Origin of the sequence: Aeromonas tecta, assembly GCF_000820185.1 — a bacterium.
GTDB classification, from domain to species: Bacteria; Pseudomonadota; Gammaproteobacteria; order Enterobacterales; family Aeromonadaceae; genus Aeromonas; species Aeromonas tecta.
In genome coordinates this window covers 133862-153136 of sequence record NZ_CDCA01000025.1, presented here as the reverse complement: position 1 = coordinate 153136, position 19275 = coordinate 133862, and the positions used below count along the sequence as shown (strand labels likewise).

General features: G+C 61.8%; 17 protein-coding genes. 3 read left to right on the top strand and 14 right to left on the bottom strand.

The features are described 5' to 3' along the window. Window positions 1-7: 7 nt before the first annotated feature. The 4 genes from BN1137_RS09850 to BN1137_RS09835 all read right to left on the bottom strand — a co-directional run bounded on the left by BN1137_RS09850 (window position 8) and on the right by BN1137_RS09835 (window position 3752). Window positions 8-844, bottom strand: coding sequence for a cobalamin-binding protein (locus tag BN1137_RS09850; protein ID WP_408605541.1), 837 nt, complete (start codon window positions 842-844; stop codon window positions 8-10). Further along, on the bottom strand, window positions 837-1811 hold the full coding sequence (locus tag BN1137_RS09845) for a cobalamin biosynthesis protein CobD/CbiB (RefSeq protein WP_050718428.1): 975 nt from the start codon (window positions 1809-1811) through the stop codon (window positions 837-839). Before BN1137_RS09845 ends, BN1137_RS09850 begins: the two co-directional genes overlap by 8 nt. After that, window positions 1808-2500 carry a 5'-methylthioadenosine/S-adenosylhomocysteine nucleosidase gene (gene mtnN, locus BN1137_RS09840; RefSeq protein ID WP_050718427.1) on the bottom strand — a complete coding sequence of 231 codons (693 nt, stop codon included), beginning with the start codon at window positions 2498-2500 and terminating at the stop codon, window positions 1808-1810. Before mtnN ends, BN1137_RS09845 begins: the two co-directional genes overlap by 4 nt. 322 nt (window positions 2501-2822) lie before the next feature. Further along, window positions 2823-3752, bottom strand: coding sequence for a ZIP family metal transporter (locus BN1137_RS09835; RefSeq protein ID WP_050718426.1), 930 nt, complete (start codon window positions 3750-3752; stop codon window positions 2823-2825). Between the two features lie 351 nt (window positions 3753-4103). Between BN1137_RS09835 and BN1137_RS09830 the strand changes: the two genes are divergently transcribed. Further along, window positions 4104-5735: a methyl-accepting chemotaxis protein gene (locus BN1137_RS09830; RefSeq protein ID WP_050718425.1), complete on the top strand. Its 1632-nt coding sequence runs from the start codon at window positions 4104-4106 to the stop codon at window positions 5733-5735. 118 nt (window positions 5736-5853) lie between these two features. Here BN1137_RS09830 and gloA read toward each other — a convergent pair whose 3' ends face one another. The 8 genes from gloA to rsxA form a co-directional block, all read right to left on the bottom strand. Next, the gene (gloA, locus tag BN1137_RS09825; protein ID WP_050718424.1) at window positions 5854-6267 is read right to left on the bottom strand and encodes a lactoylglutathione lyase; all 414 of its coding nucleotides are present in this window, start codon (window positions 6265-6267) and stop codon (window positions 5854-5856) included. 195 nt (window positions 6268-6462) lie between these two features. Then, the gene (gene nth / locus BN1137_RS09820; RefSeq protein WP_050718423.1) at window positions 6463-7104 is read right to left on the bottom strand and encodes an endonuclease III; all 642 of its coding nucleotides are present in this window, start codon (window positions 7102-7104) and stop codon (window positions 6463-6465) included. 58 nt (window positions 7105-7162) lie between these two features. Then, entirely contained in the window at window positions 7163-7921 is a 759-nt protein-coding gene (locus BN1137_RS09815) for an electron transport complex subunit E (RefSeq protein ID WP_050718422.1), read from the bottom strand. A gap of 37 nt (window positions 7922-7958) precedes the next feature. Continuing rightward, entirely contained in the window at window positions 7959-8591 is a 633-nt protein-coding gene (gene rsxG, locus BN1137_RS09810) for an electron transport complex subunit RsxG (protein WP_050718421.1), read from the bottom strand. Between the two features lie 34 nt (window positions 8592-8625). Then, the gene (gene rsxD, locus BN1137_RS09805; RefSeq protein ID WP_050718420.1) at window positions 8626-9678 is read right to left on the bottom strand and encodes an electron transport complex subunit RsxD; all 1053 of its coding nucleotides are present in this window, start codon (window positions 9676-9678) and stop codon (window positions 8626-8628) included. Between the two features lie 3 nt (window positions 9679-9681). Next, window positions 9682-12084, bottom strand: coding sequence for an electron transport complex subunit RsxC (gene rsxC / locus BN1137_RS09800; protein WP_050718419.1), 2403 nt, complete (start codon window positions 12082-12084; stop codon window positions 9682-9684). 2 nt (window positions 12085-12086) lie between these two features. Continuing rightward, window positions 12087-12653 carry an electron transport complex subunit RsxB gene (rsxB, locus tag BN1137_RS09795; protein ID WP_050718418.1) on the bottom strand — a complete coding sequence of 189 codons (567 nt, stop codon included), beginning with the start codon at window positions 12651-12653 and terminating at the stop codon, window positions 12087-12089. 4 nt (window positions 12654-12657) lie between these two features. Continuing rightward, entirely contained in the window at window positions 12658-13239 is a 582-nt protein-coding gene (rsxA, locus tag BN1137_RS09790) for an electron transport complex subunit RsxA (protein WP_050718417.1), read from the bottom strand. Window positions 13240-13576: 337 nt separating this feature from the next. Here rsxA and BN1137_RS09785 point away from each other — a divergent pair, with 337 nt between their 5' ends. Then, window positions 13577-13774 carry a hypothetical protein gene (locus BN1137_RS09785; protein ID WP_050718416.1) on the top strand — a complete coding sequence of 66 codons (198 nt, stop codon included), beginning with the start codon at window positions 13577-13579 and terminating at the stop codon, window positions 13772-13774. Between the two features lie 82 nt (window positions 13775-13856). Here the strand turns inward: BN1137_RS09785 and BN1137_RS23165 are convergent, their stop codons facing one another. Continuing rightward, on the bottom strand, window positions 13857-15155 hold the full coding sequence (locus BN1137_RS23165; RefSeq protein WP_050718415.1) for a methyl-accepting chemotaxis protein: 1299 nt from the start codon (window positions 15153-15155) through the stop codon (window positions 13857-13859). A gap of 345 nt (window positions 15156-15500) precedes the next feature. Beyond that, window positions 15501-16538, bottom strand: coding sequence for an AraC family transcriptional regulator (locus tag BN1137_RS09775; protein ID WP_050718414.1), 1038 nt, complete (start codon window positions 16536-16538; stop codon window positions 15501-15503). 299 nt (window positions 16539-16837) lie between these two features. Between BN1137_RS09775 and BN1137_RS09770 the strand changes: the two genes are divergently transcribed. Further along, window positions 16838-19258, top strand: coding sequence for a beta-glucosidase (locus tag BN1137_RS09770; protein ID WP_050718413.1), 2421 nt, complete (start codon window positions 16838-16840; stop codon window positions 19256-19258). Window positions 19259-19275: the final 17 nt, after the last annotated feature.

Genomic DNA, 19275 nt, shown 5'->3' with positions numbered 1-19275 from the left:
ATATGGCTCAGGAGGCCGGGTTGGCGTGGGCGATGGCCTCACACACCTGCTCCACCGCATTGAGGGCGCGCGGGGTGAAGCGGTGCAGCTCATCCGGGTTGATGAGGCGCAGTTGCCTGTGTTTGACGGCATCGAGCATGGGCCACTGCTGCCAGTGGGTCAGCACGGCGGGATCCTGACTGCCGGCCAGGATCAGGCTCGGATTGGCCTTGATCACCTGCTCCAGCCCGATCTGGGGATAGGGGGTCCTGGCCCCGGCCGCGACATTGGTGGCGCCGCACAGCTCGATGGCCTGCGCCGGCCAGGCCGAGCCGCTGACGCTGGTGAGCGGCGGGTTCCAGAGCTGGTAGAACACCGACACCGGCTTGGCCTTGCCATAACGGCGCTTGAGGCCATTGAGCCGCGCCATATAGGCATCGGCCTGGGCATTGGCACTTTGCTCCAGTGCGAGCAGTTTGCCTAGGCTGCGCATCTCGTCTGCCAGAGAGGCAAAGTCGGTCGGCTCGGAATAAAAGACCGGGATACCGAGCTGCTCGACGGGGGCCAGCATGCGGGATTGGGCCGAGCGCCAGGCCACCACCAGATCCGGCTTTTGTGCCAGCAGGGCTTCCAGGTTGATGCTTCGGTAGTTGGCCACCTGAGGCCGGGTTTTCACCTCGGGCGGAAAATCGGAGGCATCGTCGGTGGCGACGATGCGATCCCCTGCGCCTATGTCGAACAGCAGTTCGGTCAGATGAGGGGTGAGGCTGATGATGCGCTGGGGCGCCTGTGCCCATGTCGACAGCGGCCAGCAGAGCAGGCCAAGCAAGGCGCACAACAGGCGCAAGGAGATTGGGTTAACCACGCACTTGCTCCAGCAGGGTTAAAAGGAGCGCCAACCCCAGCCAACCCCAGCCGATCAGCAGCAGACGATTGAGCAGCCGCTGCGGTGTCGAGGCGGTCGGTTCCCCGCTGGCTTCCAGCACCGGGAAGCGTACCAGCTGACCCTGATAGTAACGCGGTCCCCCCAGACGGCAGCCCGAGCCTTGCGCCAGCAGGCTGAGCAGGCAGCCCATGGCTGGATAGGGCCAGTGCAGGGCAACTCGCAGTCGACTGCCGAGCTGACGTAGCTGACTCATGCACAGGGGCAGTGCCAGCAGCAGGATGGCGGGGGTACAGAGTGCCTGATAGAGGGCGGCGGCGGGGCGGCCGAAATGAGCAAAGCCGGCCTGTTTCGGGCTCCAGCCTTGGTTCATCAGTTGAGCGAGACGCCAGAGCAGGGCTCCTTGTACCCCGGCCAGGGCGAAGCCCAGCAAGGGGCCCGCCCATTGGCCGACCAGTCGCAGGGCGCAGCTCTCGCTCACCGCCTTGGTCAGCCCCATCACCGACAAAGCCCCCGTCTCGCGCTTGAGCCAGGGGGATGTCTGTAGCCGCGCCACCACCAGCGTCTCTTTCGTCGCGAGCGCCCGGGTCGCCTTGGCGAACTCGCTCAGGGGCTGGGATTCCAGCATCAGCAGCAGGAACAGCAGATCGAACAAGGGCTCGGACAAAGAGAGGTTGCGCACCGCCCAGAGTCCGGCCGCACAGGGCAGCCAGACCACCAACAGGGCCAGCAGACCGGCCTGGAATTGTTGGCGGGGGGAGCCATCGGGGCGGTGCACCCTGTGGCCTAGGCGGGTCAACAGGGGCAGGGTTGCACCGAGCCGGAAACGGGCAGGCCAAGGCAGGATCGTCTCCAGCAGGGCGGCCCCGATAAGGATGGCCGCCGGCGTGACCAGCAGCGACTCGAGCGCACCAGCGCTTAAGGGATCCCAGCCGGGGAGTGCGATCACAGCTTGCCGAGCAGCTTGATGATCATCTCGGCCGAGTGCTGGCCCGCCACTTCGATGAAGGCATCGAAGGATTCCACCTGCTCTTTGCCGGCGATGTCAGACATGGCGCGCACCACCAGGTAGGGCACCTTGAACATGTGGCATACCTGGCCGATGGCGGCCCCTTCCATCTCCACCGCCAGCATCTGCGGGAAGTCGGCGCGGGCCTTGGCGATGGCGTCCGGCTTGCACATAAACTGATCGCCGGTGCAGATGAGGCCGACCTTGGTCTGGTGCTTGCCTTGCTCGGCGATGCAGGCCTGCGCCACGGCCATCAGCTTCTCGTCACAGGGGAAGGCGGCGGGCTGCTGGGCCATCTGACCCATCTCGTAACCGAAGGCGGTCACGTCCACGTCGTGGAAGCGCATTTCGCTGGCGATCACCACGTCACCGATATGCAGGTCCTGGGCGAAGCCGCCGGCGGAGCCGGTGTTGATGACGCAATCCGGGGCAAATTTTTCCAGCAACAGGCTGGTGGCGACGCTGGCGGCGACCTTGCCGATACCGGAGCGGGTCAGGATCACCTCTTTACCGGCCAAGCGGCCCTGATAGAACTCGCAGCCGCCCAGTTGCAGGGTGGTCAGTTCGCTCAGCTGGCTGCGCAGCAGGGCTACTTCCTGCTCCATGGCGCCGATAATACCTACTTTCATCCTCTACCTCGTCTCTCTGATCTTGCGCGGGGTCGGCCGCTTGGCCGAATAAGTTGGCGCGGATCATAGCAAAAGATAAGGGCGGCGCCGAGTGCCGCCCGTTGAATGGGTCACTAAAGGAGGAGTATGCGCAGAAATAGGCCAGCGTCATGAGCTGCGCGCCTATTCGAGCATCAACCCAGTGCGGTATCCAGCGTCATCATCAGGGCAAAACCCGCCATCAGGCCGAGAGTGGCATAGGTGACATAGACCTGGTGGCCGTTGCGGTGGGTATTCGGGGTCACCTTATGGGAAACCCCTGGCTGCATGGGGTGCCGGGGTATCAGCCGAGCGCGGTATCGAGTGTCATCATCAGGGCGAAGCCTGCCATCAGGCCGAGAGTGGCATAGGTCTGGTGGCCGTTGCGGTGGGTCTCCGGTATCACCTCATGGGAGACCACGAACAACATGGCACCGGCGGCGAGTCCCAGGCCAATGGGGTAGGCGATGGCCATGCCGCTGGCGAGGCCGACCCCGAGCAGGGCACCGAGCGGCTCGAGCAGACCGCTGCCGATGGCCACCAGCACGGCGACCGAGGGGCGAAAACCGGCGGCGCACATGGCGAGCGCCACCGCCAGCCCTTCCGGAATGTCCTGCAGGGCGATGGCAGTGGTGAGTGGCAAGCCGACCGCCATGTCCCCCTGGGAGAAGCTGACCCCGATGGCCATGCCCTCCGGCAGGTTATGCAGGGCGATGGCAAACACGAACAACCAGACCCGGGAGCAGCTCTCGTGGCCGGGACCGCATGGGCCCGTCTTGTCGTGCTCGTGGGGGGTGAACTGATCCAGCCCCAGCATCAGCAAGACACCGAGGGTCATGCCGGTGACCACCACGGCGGCGGCGAGAAAACCGTCCCCCGTGATCCCCTCGGCTGCCTCGAGTCCGGGCAATAACAGCGAGAAAGCACTGGCGGCCAGCATCATGCCGGCGGCAAAGCCCAGCATGCCGTCCTCCACCCGTTGCGGCACCGAGCGCAGGAACAGTGCAGGCAAAGCGCCCAGCGCCGTGGCGGCGAAACCGGCGACCCCGCCGAGGAGGCCATAGCGGGCGCCTGGGCTGATATCACCGGCCAGCAGCATCACCAGGCTCTGCAGCAGGAGCAGCAAGACAGCTACCAGGGCAACGAGCAGGCCAAGAGCGGTGAGGGGACGAGCCTGGATCTGTTCGCGCAGTTGCACGGACCAGGTGGCGGTGAGGGTTGATGCGTTATCCATGAAACGGGCACCTCGGTGGCGGGAGACGATAAGGAGATATGTGGGTGCCATTACATCCTCTGCCCCTGTCTTTGTCCACGCCGATGGTGCGATTGCATCAATCGGCTCAAGTTTCGTGTCAAAGGGTCGATAGTGTGCCGGTGCAAAGCGCCGATTGAAATCGGCCGAGCATGGCGAAAGGCGATGAAGGGGACGGCCAGGTTGTGGTAAGGTGCCGCCCCTTGCGAGGTCTCCTTCCCTTGATCTTTCGCGACTTTTTTCATTTCCCGTCAGGACTTTTCGGGTCATCGCCCACAGGGATGCGATCGCCACAGTGCACCTGCTCATCAGCAGTTGAGGATCACCGCCACCATGTCTTACAAGAATCTCTCCATCGGCAAGAAGATTGCCGTGGTCTTTTCGGTCATTGCCGTCATCAATGTGATTTTCGGTCTGTTTCTCGCCAGCGAGTTGCGCGGCATCAAGGATCGGGTGCTGAACTTCACCGATTCCACCCTGCCCAGCGTCGTCTCGGTAGAGAACCTGCTCTATGACGTCTCCTATGTGCGCCGCGCCCAGTTCGCCCTGATGATGATCGAGGACACCGCGGATCTGCAGGCCCGCCGTGCTCGCATCCAGGACAACATTGGCAAGGTCGAACGTGCCTTCAGCGCCTACGAGGCGACCGTCGGGGCCGACAATGAGCGCCAGGTGTTCAACCGTGCCAAGCAGAACTGGCAGCAGTACCTGAGCCAGGTCAACCGGGTCGATAGCCTGCTGGCTCAGGGCAACATGACCCAGGCCAAGGATGAGCTATTCCAGTCCAACGCCAGCTACACCGAGCTCGAGCGCGCGGTGAATGCGCTGGTGGAGATCAACCTCGGCTTCGTGCAGGAGAACCGGGGCAGCCTGCTTGGCAGCGTCAACATGGTGACCACCTCCGCCACCCTGAGCATCGGTGCGCTGCTGCTGTTTATGGGGTTCATGACCTGGTTCCTCACTCGCCAGATCTGCCTGCCGTTGCAGGCCGTGGTGGCCCAGGCCAATGCCATCGCCGCTGGCGATCTGACCCATCAGCTGGATCGCCAGCACATCGGTCAGGATGAGCTGGGCATGCTGGCCAAGGCGTCTCTCAAGATGCAGGACAATCTGCGTGGCCTCATCGAGGAAGTGGTCGCCGCTGTGACCCAGCTCGGCGCCGCCATCGAGGAGGTGAGCACGGTCTCCGAGCAATCGGCGCAAGGGATCCAGAGCCAGCAGCAGGAGATCGCCATGGTGGCAACCGCCATGGCCCAGATGAAGGCCACAGTCGCCGACGTGGCGGGCAACACCGAGGTTGCCTCCGAATCTGCCAGCTCTGCCAATGCTTTGGCCAGACAGGGTAATCAGGAGGTGCAGGGGGCCCTGGTGGCCATCACCCGCGTCGCCGAGGAGATGGAGCAGGCTGGCGCCCTGGTCACCGAGCTGGAGCGCGAATCTGCCCAGATCAACGTGGTGGTGGACGTTATTCGCGGTATCGCCGATCAGACCAACCTGCTGGCGCTCAACGCCGCCATCGAGGCGGCCCGCGCCGGTGAGCAGGGCCGTGGTTTTGCCGTGGTGGCCGATGAGGTGCGCACCCTGGCGGGCCGTACCCAGGCCTCCACCGGCGAGATCGTCGCCATCATCGAGACCCTGCAGGCCCGCGCCAATCAGGCGAAAGAGGTGACAGGCCAGAGCTGCGAGATGATCCGCCAGTGCGTGAGCCAGAGCGAGCAGACCAGCACCGGCATCCAGCAGATCGAGGTGGCGGTGGGTCAGATAGCCGACATGGCCATTCAGATCGCCAGTGCCTGCGGTGAGCAGGACGCGGTCTCCGACGAGCTGGGCCGCAACGTGGAGCGGATCAACGAGTCCTCCAACGAGGTGGCGACCGGTGCCGATCACACCGCCCGCGCCTGCCTGGAGCTGAGCCAGCTGGCGGCCGGCCTGCGCCAGACCATAGGTCGCTTCCGCCTGGCCTGATGTCAGGCAGCTCGCGGTCAACACTCGGTGCGCTCTAAAACAGGGCGCACTGAGGACCAAGGCAGATAAAAAAACGGGGCCATTGGCCCCGTTTTTTTATTGCTCGCAAATGACTGGCTTAGACGCTTTCGCCCAGACCGGCGCCCGCGTCTTTCTTGGCGATCAGCTCAATCTTGTAACCGTCGGGGTCTTCCACGAAGGCGATGACGGTGGTGCCACCCTTGACTGGGCCCGGCTCGCGGGTGATCTTGGCGCCGGCGGCGCGCAGGGCATCGCAGGTACCGTAGATGTCATCCGCTTCAAGGGCGATGTGGCCGTAGGCCGATCCCAGCTCGTACTCGCTCACGCCCCAGTTGTAGGTCAGCTCGATGACGGCTTCATCCTTCTCGTCGCCGTAACCGACGAAGGCCAGGGTGTACTTGTATTCGCTATTCTCGCTCTTGCGCAGCAGCTTCATGCCGAGCACCCGGGTGTAGAAGTCGATGGAGCGTTGCAGATCGCCGACGCGCAACATCGTATGCAGAATTCTCATGATTTAGCTCTCCGGATAGGATTGATCTTGTACTGAGATTCGATAGAAGAGAGGCCCCAGATCGGCTGATGTGACAGCATGGTGTGCAGAATTCTCATTGCTTGCCTCTCCAGGTTGGTTATTTGTACTGTTTTTATATGAATCAACAGAACAAATGGTAAGTATTATTTGCGCTATTAACAGAGGTCGCTGGGACTAGCTCTCTGGATAGACTTTTTCTTTGTACTCGCACAAGTCTTCGATGATGCAGGAGCCGCAGCGGGGCTTGCGCGCCAGACAGGTATAGCGCCCGTGCAGGATCAGCCAGTGGTGTACATCCAGCTTGAATTCGGCGGGCACCACCTTGAGCAGCTTCTCTTCCACCTGATCCACGTTCTTGCCCACCGCGAAGCCGGTGCGATTCGACACCCGAAAGATGTGAGTGTCGACGGCGATGGTGGGCCAGCCGAAGGCGGTGTTGAGCACCACGTTGGCGGTCTTGCGGCCCACCCCGGGCAGGGCTTCCAGCGCCTCACGATCCTCCGGTACTTCGCCGCCGTGGCGCTCAAGCAGGATGGCGCAAGTCTTGATGACGTTCTCGGCCTTGGTGTTAAAGAGACCAATGGTCTTGATGTACTGCTTCACCCCGTCCACCCCGAGCGCCAGCATGGCGGCCGGGGTATTGGCCACTGGATAGAGCAGGGCGGTGGCCTTGTTGACGCTCACATCGGTGGCCTGAGCCGACAGCAGGACGGCGATCAGGAGCTCGAATGGCGAGTTGAAATGAAGCTCGGTGGTGGGGTGCGGGTTGTTGTCCCGCAGCCGCTCCAGAATTTGTCTGCGTTTTTGGTTATTCATCGATTCTCTGTGTCTGTCTTGGCTCTCTACTCTAACGCCGGGAGCGCCGGGCAAAGCCCTAGAGCTGGGTGGCGCGGGCGCCGGGCGCCGGTACGGCGCAGTGAGCCTTGTCGGCAGCCTGCTTGCGGCCCATGCGATCGTTGATCACATTCTTGGCGGCGACCAGCAGCCCCAGCCCGATGAAACCACCCGGCGGCAGGATCGCTATCAACAGGCTGGCATCGGCGTGGAACAGCTCGATGCGCAGGGACTTGGCCCAGTCGCCAAGCAGCAGATCAGCGCCATCGAACAGGGTACCCATGCCGATGATCTCACGCAGGCCACCGAGCACCAGCAGCACCAGCGTGAAGCCCAGCCCCATCATGAAGCCGTCGGCGGCCGCCAGTAGGGGCGGGTTCTTGGAGGCATAGGCCTCGGCCCGGCCGATGATGATGCAGTTGGTGACGATCAGCGCGATGAAGATGCCGAGGGACTGATAGAGGCCATAGGTGTAAGCGTTCATCAGCAACTGCACGCTGGTCACCAGGGCGGCGATGATCATCACGTAGATCGGGATGCGGATGTCCTTGGGCGCCAGGTTACGCACCAGGGAGATGGCGAGGTTGGAGCTCACCAGCACCACCAGGGTCGCAAGGCCAAGCCCGAGGGCGTTGGTAAAGGTGGAGGAGACCGCCAGGGTCGGGCAGAGTCCCAGCACCTGTACCAGGGAGGGGTTGTTCTTCCACAGCCCCTGCAGCATCAGCTCCTTGAGCTCTTCGCGGCGGCTATTGCCTTCGTTGACGAGGCTCTGGCCGTCAATCACATCAACTTGTTCCATGACTTGTTCCGTTGTATGTGCCATACGGGCTCCGACGTTAGGGGGTGGTGTCACAGGACGGGGCATCCTGCAGCAGTTCGGGATGCTCCTGTTGCAGACGCAGCAGGTTCTTCACCGCCTTGACCACGGCGCGGGGGGTGATGGTGGCGCCGGTGAAGGCGTCGAACTCGCCCCCATCCTTCTTCACCGCCCAGCTCGCCTCATTGTCTGCATTGAGGGTACGGCCGATGAAGCTGTCGATCCAGTTGGATTTTTTCAGCTCTATCTTGTCGCCAAGACCCGGTGTCTCCTTGTGGGTGAGTACCCGCACCGCACTGACGGCGCCCTTGGCATCGGTGCCGACCACCATGCGAATGGCTCCGCTGTATCCGTCGGGGGCGACGGTCTCCAGTGCATAGCCGGTGTGCACGCCGTTCAGGGTCGCGGTATAGAGCGGCATGGCCTGATCGCTACCCAGATATTCCCGGTTGGTGACCAGCCGGCAGCTGGCCACCAGATCGTTGTCATAACTTCCCTCCGGCAGCAGGGCCGCCAGGGTACGCAGTTTTTCCAGCTGCTGCTGGTGGGCGATCCTGTCCTGGGTCAGTTCGTTGGTCAGCACCACCATGGCGGTGCAACCCAGAGCGAACAAAGCCAAGGTGACGCCATTTTTGCGCATGCTCTTTAACATGGGAAGCTTCCTAAAGATGAGAATGGCGTCTGTTTCATTTACGACGAGCCCCATAGACCTTGGGACGGGTCAGGCTATCGATAAGCGGTACACAAAGGTTGGCCAGCAGCACCGCGAAGGCGAAGGCATCCGGGTAGCCGCCGAAGCGGCGGATGAGGTAGACCAACACGCCGATCAGTACCCCGTAGACCAGACGACCGCGCGGGGTGGTGCTAGCGCTCACCGGATCGGTGGCAATAAAGAAGGCCCCCAGCATGGTGGCGCCACTGAACAGGTGCAGCATGGGGGTGCCGGTGGCATCCGGCGTCGCCAGATAGCCGAGAGTGGCCGACAGCAGCAGGGCGCCCAGCACGGCGGCCGGAATGCGCCAGTTGATCACTTTTTGCTGCAACAGGAAGAGGCCACCCAGCAGATAGCCGAGGTTGACCCAGCTCCAGCCAATGCCACCCCAGCCTTCGAACACCTTGTGAGTCATCACTTCGCTGGCGGTGAGGCCCTGGGTCAGCCCGGTCTTCAGGGTGTCGAGCGGCGTGGCCATGGTCAGCCCATCCACCCCCTGCTTGAGCTGCAGCATGCTGTAGCCGTCGAGGCTGAAACCGGTGAAGATCACCGACACCGCGTCCCCAAAGCCCAGGCCATAGGCGGCGATGCTGGCCGGTGGCAGCCAGCTGGTCATCTGGACCGGGAAGGAGACCAGCAGCAGCACATAGGCCACCATGGCCGGGTTGAACAGGTTCTGACCGAGCCCGCCATAGAGGTGTTTGGCGATGATGATGGCAAAGGCGGTGCCGAGTACCAGCATCCACCAGGGCAACAGGGGAGGCAGAGAGAGCCCGATCAGCACGGCGGTGAGGGCCGCACTGCCATCCAGCAGGGCCGGTTTGATGGGGCGGTTACGCAGTTTGAGCACCAGCGCCTCACTGCCCAGCGCCGTCACCAGCGCGAGAAGGATCTGGACCAGAGTGCCCCAGCCGAAGAACCAGGTTTGTGCCAGGAAACCGGGCAGACAGGCCAGGATCACCAGCAACATCAGGGTCTGGGTCTGTTTGCGATTATGGGCAAAGGGCGCAGTCGCGATATTGAACATGGATCAGTGGCTCTTGTCGGAAAGTGGGTCTGACTCGCGCTGGTCGAGTTTGGCCGCCTCGGCGGCCTGCTTCTTGGCCTTGGCGCGGGCGATGGCGGCGGCAATGGCTGCCTTCTTGGGATCGATCTCGGCGGCGGGCGCGGGCTCGCTTGCCGTGGGAACAACCTCATTGACGGCGGCTGGTTCGCTATCGGCATTGTCCTCAGCCACGGCCTGCGCGGCTTTCTTGGCCTTGGCGCGGGCGATGGCCGCAGCGATGGCGGCTTTCTTGGGATCGAGCTCGGCGGCGGGCGCGGGCTCGCTTGCCGTGGGAACAACCTCATTGACGGCGGCAGGCTCGCTATCGGCATTGTCCTCAGCCACGGCCTGCGCGGCTTTCTTGGCTTTGGCACGAGCGATGGCAGCGGCAATAGCCGCCTTCTTGGGATCGATCTCGACAGCAGGTTCGGTCACGGCTTGTGGCTCGGTATTGCTGCCGACGTTCTCTGCTGGCTCGGCAGTATCCCCCGCAGCTTGAGCGGCTTTCTTGGCCTTGGCACGGGCCAACGCGGCGGCGATGGCCGCCTTCTTGGGATCGACCTCGGCGGCAGATCTGGTCACGGCTTGTGACTCGGTATTACTGACCGCGTTATCTGCTGGCTCGGCAATATCCCCCTTAGCCTGCGCGGCTTTCTTGGCCTTGGCACGGGCCAACGCGGCAGCGATGGCCGCCTTCTTGGGATCCTGCGCCTCGGGCGTCACCGCCCTGATGGTATCGGCAGGCTCGCCGGCTTCGGTTGCCTTGGCGGCGCGGCGGGCCAGCGCCTCTTGTTTGCGCGCCTCGCGAGCGGCGGCCATGGCGGCGTTATCGGGCTGATCGGTCGGCACGCTCGAGGCTTCCTGCTTGGCCTTGAGACGAGCAAGGGCGGCGGCGACCGGGTCTTCACCGCCCGTCTTGGTCATGGCCTGACGGCGCTGGGCGGCGGCTTCGGCATGGCGCGCCTCACGAGCGGCTTTTTCGCGCTCGAAGCGGGCCTGCTTGGCCTCGAACCGCTGTTTGGCGCGTTCGGCCTTCTCGTGCTCGGCACGGGCCTCGCGGATATCGTCCTTGGCGACCTTGTAGTACTGCACCAGAGGGATACTGCTCGGGCAGACCCAGGCACAGGCACCGCACTCGATGCAGTCAAACAGGTTGAGCTTCTCGGTTTTCTCGTAGTCCTTGGCGCGGCTGTACCAGTACAGCTCCTGAGGCAACAGCTTTACCGGACAGACGTCGGAGCAGGCACTGCAACGGATGCAGGACTGCTCGGGGCCGGGCACGGGCAATTCGGCCTTGGTCGGGGAGAGCAGGCAGTTGGTGGCCTTGACCACGGGCACCATGGCGTGGGGCAGGGTGAAGCCCATCATGGGGCCGCCCATGATGACCCGCTGATCAGCTTCCGGCTGCAGCTCGAAGCGCTGCAACAGCCAGCGTACCGGCGTGCCGAGGCGTACCCAGGCATTGCCCGGTTGCTTGAAGGCATCGCCGGTGAGGGTGACGATACGCTCGATCAGCGGTTCACCGTCGATGATGGCGCGTTTGATGGCAAACACGGTGGCGACGTTGAGCACCATGATGCCCATGTCCACCGCGCGCCCGCCCTTGGGCACCTGACGGCCGGTGAGCAGCTCTATGGTCTGCTTGGCACCGCCCGAGGGGTATTTGGTCGGCACGGATTTGACCAGCACATCCTCATCGGTGGCGTGACGGGTCAACGCCTCGATAGCCGCTGGCTTGTTGTCTTCCACCCCGACCAGGGTGAGTTTCGGCTTGAGCAGGTGCTTGAGCACCCGGACACCGTCCATGATCTCGTCCGCATACTCCTGCATCAGCCGATCATCGGTGGTGATGTAGGGCTCACACTCCAGTCCGTTGACGATCAGGATCTCGGTGAGCTGGCCGCGGCCGTCGAGCTTGCTGTGGGTTGGGAACACGGCGCCGCCGAGTCCCGCCACGCCGGCCTGCTGGATGCGCTCGAGCAGCTCGCCGCGCTCCAGATTCCAGTAATCGGGGCGGCCGTCGCGCTCGCACCAGGCATCTTCCCCGTCCGGGGTGAGCAGGACGCAGAGATCCTCGAGGCCAGAGGGGTGCGCCACGGTATGGGGCTCGATGGCGCTGACGGTACCTGAGGTGGAGGCATGCACCGGCACGATGCGGCCCTTGTCATAACGGGTCAGCGGCTGACCCTTCTTGACCTTGTCACCGACCTGCACCAGCAGATCGCCGGCGGGGCCCGCGTGCTGGCGCACCGGGATGATGAGTTGGGGCGGCAGGCCCGCGTCCACTACCGGCGTCAGGCTGGATTGGTGCTTGTTCTCGGGAGGATGAATGCCGCCGTGGAAATCCCACAGATTGCCGGCTTTGATACGTTCGAGCAGGTGCTGCATGGTTACTCCACTATCTTGACCGGAATGGTGACCTTGGTCAGATCCCATTTCCAGTTATCGACCGTGGTCGGAACCGGGATCATTTCAATACAGTCGGTTGGGCAGGGATCGACACAGAGATCGCACCCGGTGCACTCATCGGCAATGACGGTGTGCATCGCCTTGGTGGCGCCCAGGATGGCATCGACCGGGCAGGCCTGGATGCACTTGGTGCAACCGATGCACATATCTTCGTGAATGAAGGCGACCTTCTTGACGGGCACCGCGGCCTCGTCACCACCGCCAAGGGGTTGGGGTTCGACCCCCATCAGATCGGCTATCTTGCGCATGGCGGCATCGCCACCGGGCACGCACTTGTTGATCTGATCGCCGTTGGCGAGCGCCTCGGCGTAGGGCTTGCAGCCCGGATAGCCGCATTGGCCGCACTGGGTCTGGGGCAGCAGGGCGTCGAGCTGATCGACGATGGGATCGGCTTCCACATGAAACTTGACGGCGGCGAAGCCCAGAATGATGCCGAAGGCCAGGGCCAGCAGCGCCAGCACCAGAATGGCAAAGAATATGTGAGTCATAGCGCTATATCTTGATGAGGCCGGTAAAGCCCATGAAGGCCAGCGACATCAGGCCGGCGGTGACCATGGCGATGGAGACACCACGAAACGGCGTCGGTACATCGGCGGCCACCAGACGCTCACGCATGGCCGCAAACAGGATCAACACCAGCGAGAAGCCGCAGGCGGCCCCGAAGCCATAGATGATGCTTTGCATGAAGTTGTGGCGTTCGTTGATGCTGAGCAGCGCCACGCCGAGCACGGCGCAGTTGGTGGTGATGAGCGGCAGGAAGATGCCGAGCAGGCGATAGAGGGTCGGGCTGCTCTTGCGGATCACCATCTCGGTGAACTGCACCACCACGGCGATCACCAGAATAAAGCCCAGGGTGCGCAGATAGGCGATGTTCAGCGGGATCAGGATGTAGTGTTCCATCAGATAGGAACAGGCGCTGGCCAGCGTCATCACGAAGGTGGTGGCCAGTCCCATGCCGATGGCGGTTTCCAGCTTGCCAGAGACCCCCATGAAGGGGCAAAGGCCGAGAAACTTCACCAGCACGAAGTTGTTGATCAGTACTGTGCTGATCAGTAAAAGCAGGTACTCAGTCATTGACGATGGGGTATCCGGTATGAAGGCGGCCGTATTATCTGATTTTAGGTGCCTTTAAACAACAGCAAGGCGGCATGGTTATTATTCAAATGGCCAATTCATGCTGGCATTGACCTTCTTTAGTCCATTTCTACCCGGTTAATCGGTGTGCAGCCTGCAGTTTCGAGCCTCATCTGACTTCCAATCCCCTGCTCGATGCCTGGTTGGGCGCTCTGCCGTGCGCCGCCATCGCCTCATGCTGATCTGCTGCGCGCCCGGCGCTGGCTCCCTCGGCCCTATCGGCTACAGTCTGGACAGAGGTATGCCCGCTGCATGCAACACACTCAGGAGCCTGGCGATGAACGACATGATGTTACTGGCAAGGGCGCAGACGCTGCTGACCCATCACCCCTTTACCCTGGCCGATGCGAAGGTGCTGGAGGCACTGGAAGAAGAAGCCGTGGGGGAGGAGGGATTGCGCATCACCGAGCTATGGGAGGCGGCCCTGGCAGTGGCCGATGAGGATGCCAGGCGTTATCTGCAAGGGGAGGCGTGAACCCGGACGTGAGCAACCGGCAGTTCAGCCTGCAAATAAAACACGGAGACGAGCCCCGTGTTTTGTTGTGACGACCGCCTAGTTAGATGGACAAACTTTTGACGGTGTCCGAGACCGAATTGGCATCCTCGATGATCTCCTTGATGACGCTGGAGACGATGTTGGCCTGCTCCTGTCCCGCCACCGCCTTGTCGGAGACGATGGAGACGGTCTGGGTGATCTTCGAGGTGATGTCGGAGTTGTGCTTGATGACCGAGACGATCTCGTTGGTGGAGCTAGAGGTGCGCGCGGCCAGTTGCCGCACCTCGTCCGCGACCACTGCAAAGCCGCGGCCCTGCTCCCCGGCCCTGGCCGCCTCGATGGCGGCGTTGAGTGCCAGCAGGTTGGTCTGATCCGCGATGCCGCTGATGGTCGAGATGATGGACTCGATGCTCTTGGATTGCTGATTGAGCAGATCTATCTGCTTGCTGACCTCGTTGACCGAAGTATTGATGTGGCGGGAAGTCTCCAGCACCTTGTCGATCACCTCGCGCCCCTTGGCGGCGCTCGAGACGGTCTCGCTGGCGATGGCGCAGGCCTTCTGGGCCGCCTCACGGGTGGAGATGGATTTCTCGACCCGCTCGGTGATGTCGCTCGCCAGCTTGATGATTTTTACCACCTTGCCCTCGTGGTTGAAGATGGGGTTGTAGGTCGCCTCCAGCCAGATCTTCTCGCCATGGCGTCCCAACCGCATGAAGAGCCCTGACTTGATGTTGCCCGAGCCCAGATCCCGCCAGAAGTTGGGGTTCTTATGATAAAACTCGGGATCGCAGAATTGGCGGTGGTGCTTGCCGACCACCTCCTCCAGCCGGTAGCCGAAGCAGTGGAGGAAATTCTGGTTGGCGGTGATGACGGTGCCATCCGGTTGAAAGTCGATCACCGCCAGCGACTTGTCGAGTGCCGCCAGCAGGGCCTGGGTGCGCTCCAGTGAGCTTTGTTGCGGGCTCACATCGGAGGCGACCTTGGCGACCCTGGCCACCCGGCCGTCGATCATGATGGGGAAGTAGGTGGCCTCCAGCCAGACGGCCTTGCCGGACTTCGACTGGCGGATGAAGCGGCCATTGCGCGCGGTGCCGCCGCGCAGATCCTGCCACAGGCTCTCGTATTCACGGGTCTTGACGTCTTCCGGGAAGCAGAGCGCGCTGTGGTGCTTGCCGATCAGCTCCTCCCGTTGAAAGCCCACTATCTTCAGGAACAGGTCGTTGACGAAGGTGACTATGCCCGCCGGGGTAAACTGGATGTAGGGAACCTGAGACTGGATGGCTTGTTCGAAGGCCCCCAGCTCCATCACTCTTGCCGCCTGTTCACTCGCTTCCTTGCTGGTTGTGCGTTTCCAGAACATAACAGAGCTCCTCCATGAGACCCTTGAATGACAGACTGACCGTAATCTGAGTAAATTAACAATAGCATCGCTATCCCATGAACCCTACTCGAATCACGGTGAACTTTTTGTATTTTTAATTATCAGTGCCGATTAATTTATTGGGTGAGGAACTATTGAAAATAGGCTAGTCCCTGCGTGGCCAGATAATCACAGGGTGATCTCCCGATCATGCAGGATGCAGCCATAAATACGCATCAATTGGCACCCCATTATTATGGTGCCATTCGGAATGTGATTGCAGGCCTGGGGGCGAGATTATCGGCGTCACACCCATTTACATGAGATCTATTTATATGAGGCCCATCAGATCCGCTGCCCGAGCCGGCGCCGATAGTGCAGGGGGGAAGAACCCATATGGGTCGAGAAAAACCGCGAGAATACCGAGAGGGAAGAGAAACGCAGCCGTTCGCTGATATCCTGAATACTCAGGTTGGTTTCGGCCAGCCAGCGACAGGACTTATTTATTCGCACCTTTTTTAATAGCAGGCTGAGATTGGTTTCCTCCTGACCGAGGCGAATATTGATGGTCCAGCGACTCATGCCCATGACGGCACAAATATGATCCATGAAACTGGTCTCATCCTGGATATGGTCATTCTCGATGACCTCATCGAGCAGGGAATAGATCAGGGATGAAAAACCCTGCTCATGTTCCAGCGCCGCCACCTTGCGGGTGATCAGCTGGTGCTGATTCTTGTTGAGCAGGGGCAGATAGGTCTCGGCCGGGCTGGCCAGATCGGCCCCCTTGAAGTAGATGATGTTGGCCTCCTGCCCAAACTGGCAGTGGCAGCCGAAGGCATCATCGAGCCGCTTGCGCCCGCGCTCATCGTTCCCACGCAGGGAAACGGCGGTCTCGGTGGTGGGGGCATAGAGACGGACGAGGGCCCTGAGCAGCATGAAGTTGCCGATGGCGGAGTAGTTGCGCTGCGGCATGCCTGACTCCTCGACATAGCCGATGGCGAGATGCTCCCCCTCTTTGCGCAGGACGAAGTTGTCGCAGTTGCCGATGATGACCCGGTTGCGGATATAGCCGAGCACTGCCTCCTCGGCATTTTTCTGATTGAGGCAATAACCCACCAGCTCCGGGAATAATGCGTAGGCCCCGCTGATGATCTGGTCATCTGCATCGGTTTGGCGCATGCGCTCTTGCCACAGGAAATCATATGGCTCCGTCTCTCTAATAAAGCGCAGATGCTGTTTGTCCGAGATGCGGCCATCATTCTTATCCAGCTCATATTGGCTGAGTTGACACTGCGCACGGATGGCATCGGTATTAACGCCATTTTCGCGCAGGAAATGCAGCGTCGATCTGGCAATAATATTGGAAACGCTCTTCTCCATATAAGTCCCTTCATGCCTGATAAGTATTATTGTGCTGGCCAGGCAGCATCCTGCTGTGCTGCGCGATTAAGGCATCTTCCCGGTGAGATAACTGCGCGTCAGATCAAATGCAGTGAAACTTAACGTCTGTTGTTGTAACCAAATGTAACGCTGTGATGGCGGTGGTGATATTGAATATCACCACCGCCATGCACAATTCCCGCTCCCGGATGCAAAGCGGGCGCCCTTGTCTTCGCGCTACGCTGCACAGGCTATTCTGGCTTGTTTGTTCACCTGAACATGGAATGAAAGGGAATCATATGAAACATAATAATAACCTCAACAGATGGAGTGGGGTTGCCATTGCCATCGCAGTGGCCCTGGTGGCGCAAGGATGTAATGACAACAGCTCCAGTGCCAAGACAGAGGTCAACAAGGATAACGCCTATTACCGTGCCCTCGCCGAGGGGATGGTGCAGAAGATGACGCCCGAGGAGCGGCTGGGGATGCTGGTGGGGCCTGGCTATGTGTTTGCCAATGGCGCCTTCGTGGCCAACAAGGATGCCCTGAATAACCTCAAGAGCGATGTGCCCGGCAGCGTGGGCTACATCAACGGGGTATACAACGCCGAGTCGGGTCTGGACATCGCGGCCAGCAAGCTGGCGGATGGGCCTGCCGGGGTGCGCATCACGCCGACCCGGGACGGGGAAGCGGGCACCTTTTATGGCACGGCCTTCCCGGTGGGCACTTTGCTGGCCTCGACCTGGGATGCGGCCCTGGTCAAGCAGGTGGGGGCCGCCATCGGCAACGAGATCAAGGAGTACGGGCTGGATGTCTGGCTCGCTCCCGGCATGAATATCCAGCGCGACCCGCTCAACGGTCGCAACTTCGAATACTTCTCCGAGGATCCGCTGGTGTCGGGAGTGATGGGGGCCGCCGAGGTGGCGGGGGCGCAGGCCCAGGGGGTGGGAACCACCATCAAGCACTTCATCGCCAACAATGCCGAGACCTCGCGCTCCATCGTGGACAACATCATCTCCCCAAGAGCCATCCGGGAGATCTATCTGCGGGGCTTCCAATACGCGGAGGAGCACGCCAATCCCTGGGCGGTGATGACCGCCATGAACAAGGTCAACGGCACCTACACCGGGCAGTGGGCCGATCTCAACACCGCTGTGCTGCGGGACGAATGGGGCTTCGAGGGCTTCGTCATGAGCGACTGGTGGTCGGGGGACGGCAGCTATGCCGCGATGATCAAGTCGGGCAACGACCTGATTGAACCGGGTGGACCGGCCTTGCCATACGGTTACGGGGATGCCCTGACCGGCCTGCAGGATGCCTATGCCGCCGGGGATCTGAGCGCCGATACCATAGCGCAGGGGGCGGTGCGGATCCTGACCCAGGTGCTGAAGATGCCATCGAACCAGGGCTATGTGGCCGGCAATGCGCCGGATCTCGACGGCCATGCTCGCCTCTCCCGGCAGGCGGCCAGCGACGGCATGGTGCTGCTGAAAAACAGCCAGGCCAGCCTGCCCTTGACCAAGGGCAGCAAGGTCGCCTCCTTCGGGATCACCCAGATCAACACGCTCAAGGGCGGGGCCGGCAGCGGTGATGTGAACGCGGCCCATACCGTCAATATGGTGGACGGGCTGGCACAGCAGTTCGCCGTCGATGCCGGGCTGAAGGAGTTCTATCGCAGCTTCTTCGAGGCGAACAAGACATCGAGCGACTTCGGTGGCATCTCCACCGTGGTGAGCTGCCCGGAGCCGGCGCTGAGCCCGAGCGACATCGGCGCCTACGCCGCCAGCAATGACGTCGCCGTCATCACCCTGGGCCGCAACTCCATGCAAGGGGTGGATCGCCAGAACCTGAAGGGCGACTACCAGCTGTCGGATGTGGAGCAGAGCCTGATCGACGACGTCGCGACCGCCTTCCACGGCCAGGGCAAGAAGGTGGTGGTGGTGCTCAACATCAGTGGCGTCATGGACACCAGCGCCTGGCAGGATAAGGTAGACGGCATACTGCTGGCCTACATGCCGGGGCAGGAGGCGGGCAATGCGGTGGCCGACTTGCTGTCGGGGGCCGTCAACCCCAGCGGCAAGCTGACCCAGACCTTCCCCCTCAGCTACACAGATGTGCCCTCGTCCAAGGGCTTCCCAGGTACCGACACCGACGGTGATGGCACCATAGATACCCACTACTACAACGAAGGCATCTATGTCGGCTATCGCTACTATGCGACCTTCGGCAAGGGGGTGAGCTATCCCTTTGGCTATGGGCTCTCCTACACCAGCTTCGACTACAAGAACACGGCGATCACGGCCAACAACCTCACCGAGCAAGGGGGCAAGCTGAGCCTGACGACGACGGTGTACAACAGTGGCGACCTGCCGGGCAAGGAGGCCGCCCAGGTCTATGTGGCCGCGCCGGCGGGCACCCTCGGCAAGCCGGCCATCGAGCTCAAGGCCTTTGCCAAAACCCGGTTGTTGTCTGCGGGGGCGAGCGAGACATTGACGTTCGAGATCCCGGCCAGTGACTTGGCCAGCTTCGATAACCTCAACAACGAGTGGGTGCTCGAACCCGGGCTCTACAAGCTCTACGTGGCGCCCTCTTCCGACGTGTCGGCCATCGAGCCGCTGACCTTCACCCTGGCCAGCAAGATCGTGATCAGCAAGACCACGCCGGGGACGCTGGCGCTGCCGGCCGGGGTCACGGAGGCGTCTTTCGAAACGCAGTATTGAGTTGTTGATATGAATCA

Coding starts and splice junctions, on each gene's coding strand:
- mtnN (WP_050718427.1), bottom strand. CDS start 2,500: ATGAAAGTAGGTATTATCGGCGCCATGGAGCAGGAAGTAGCCCTGCTG.
- BN1137_RS09835 (WP_050718426.1), bottom strand. CDS start 3,752: ATGGATAACGCATCAACCCTCACCGCCACCTGGTCCGTGCAACTGCGC.
- BN1137_RS09830 (WP_050718425.1), top strand. CDS start 4,104: ATGTCTTACAAGAATCTCTCCATCGGCAAGAAGATTGCCGTGGTCTTT.
- gloA (WP_050718424.1), bottom strand. CDS start 6,267: ATGAGAATTCTGCATACGATGTTGCGCGTCGGCGATCTGCAACGCTCC.
- nth (WP_050718423.1), bottom strand. CDS start 7,104: ATGAATAACCAAAAACGCAGACAAATTCTGGAGCGGCTGCGGGACAAC.
- BN1137_RS09815 (WP_050718422.1), bottom strand. CDS start 7,921: ATGGAACAAGTTGATGTGATTGACGGCCAGAGCCTCGTCAACGAAGGC.
- rsxG (WP_050718421.1), bottom strand. CDS start 8,591: ATGTTAAAGAGCATGCGCAAAAATGGCGTCACCTTGGCTTTGTTCGCT.
- rsxD (WP_050718420.1), bottom strand. CDS start 9,678: ATGTTCAATATCGCGACTGCGCCCTTTGCCCATAATCGCAAACAGACC.
- rsxC (WP_050718419.1), bottom strand. CDS start 12,084: ATGCAGCACCTGCTCGAACGTATCAAAGCCGGCAATCTGTGGGATTTC.
- rsxB (WP_050718418.1), bottom strand. CDS start 12,653: ATGACTCACATATTCTTTGCCATTCTGGTGCTGGCGCTGCTGGCCCTG.
- rsxA (WP_050718417.1), bottom strand. CDS start 13,239: ATGACTGAGTACCTGCTTTTACTGATCAGCACAGTACTGATCAACAAC.
- BN1137_RS09785 (WP_050718416.1), top strand. CDS start 13,577: ATGAACGACATGATGTTACTGGCAAGGGCGCAGACGCTGCTGACCCAT.
- BN1137_RS23165 (WP_050718415.1), bottom strand. CDS start 15,155: ATGTTCTGGAAACGCACAACCAGCAAGGAAGCGAGTGAACAGGCGGCA.
- BN1137_RS09775 (WP_050718414.1), bottom strand. CDS start 16,538: ATGGAGAAGAGCGTTTCCAATATTATTGCCAGATCGACGCTGCATTTC.
- BN1137_RS09770 (WP_050718413.1), top strand. CDS start 16,838: ATGAAACATAATAATAACCTCAACAGATGGAGTGGGGTTGCCATTGCC.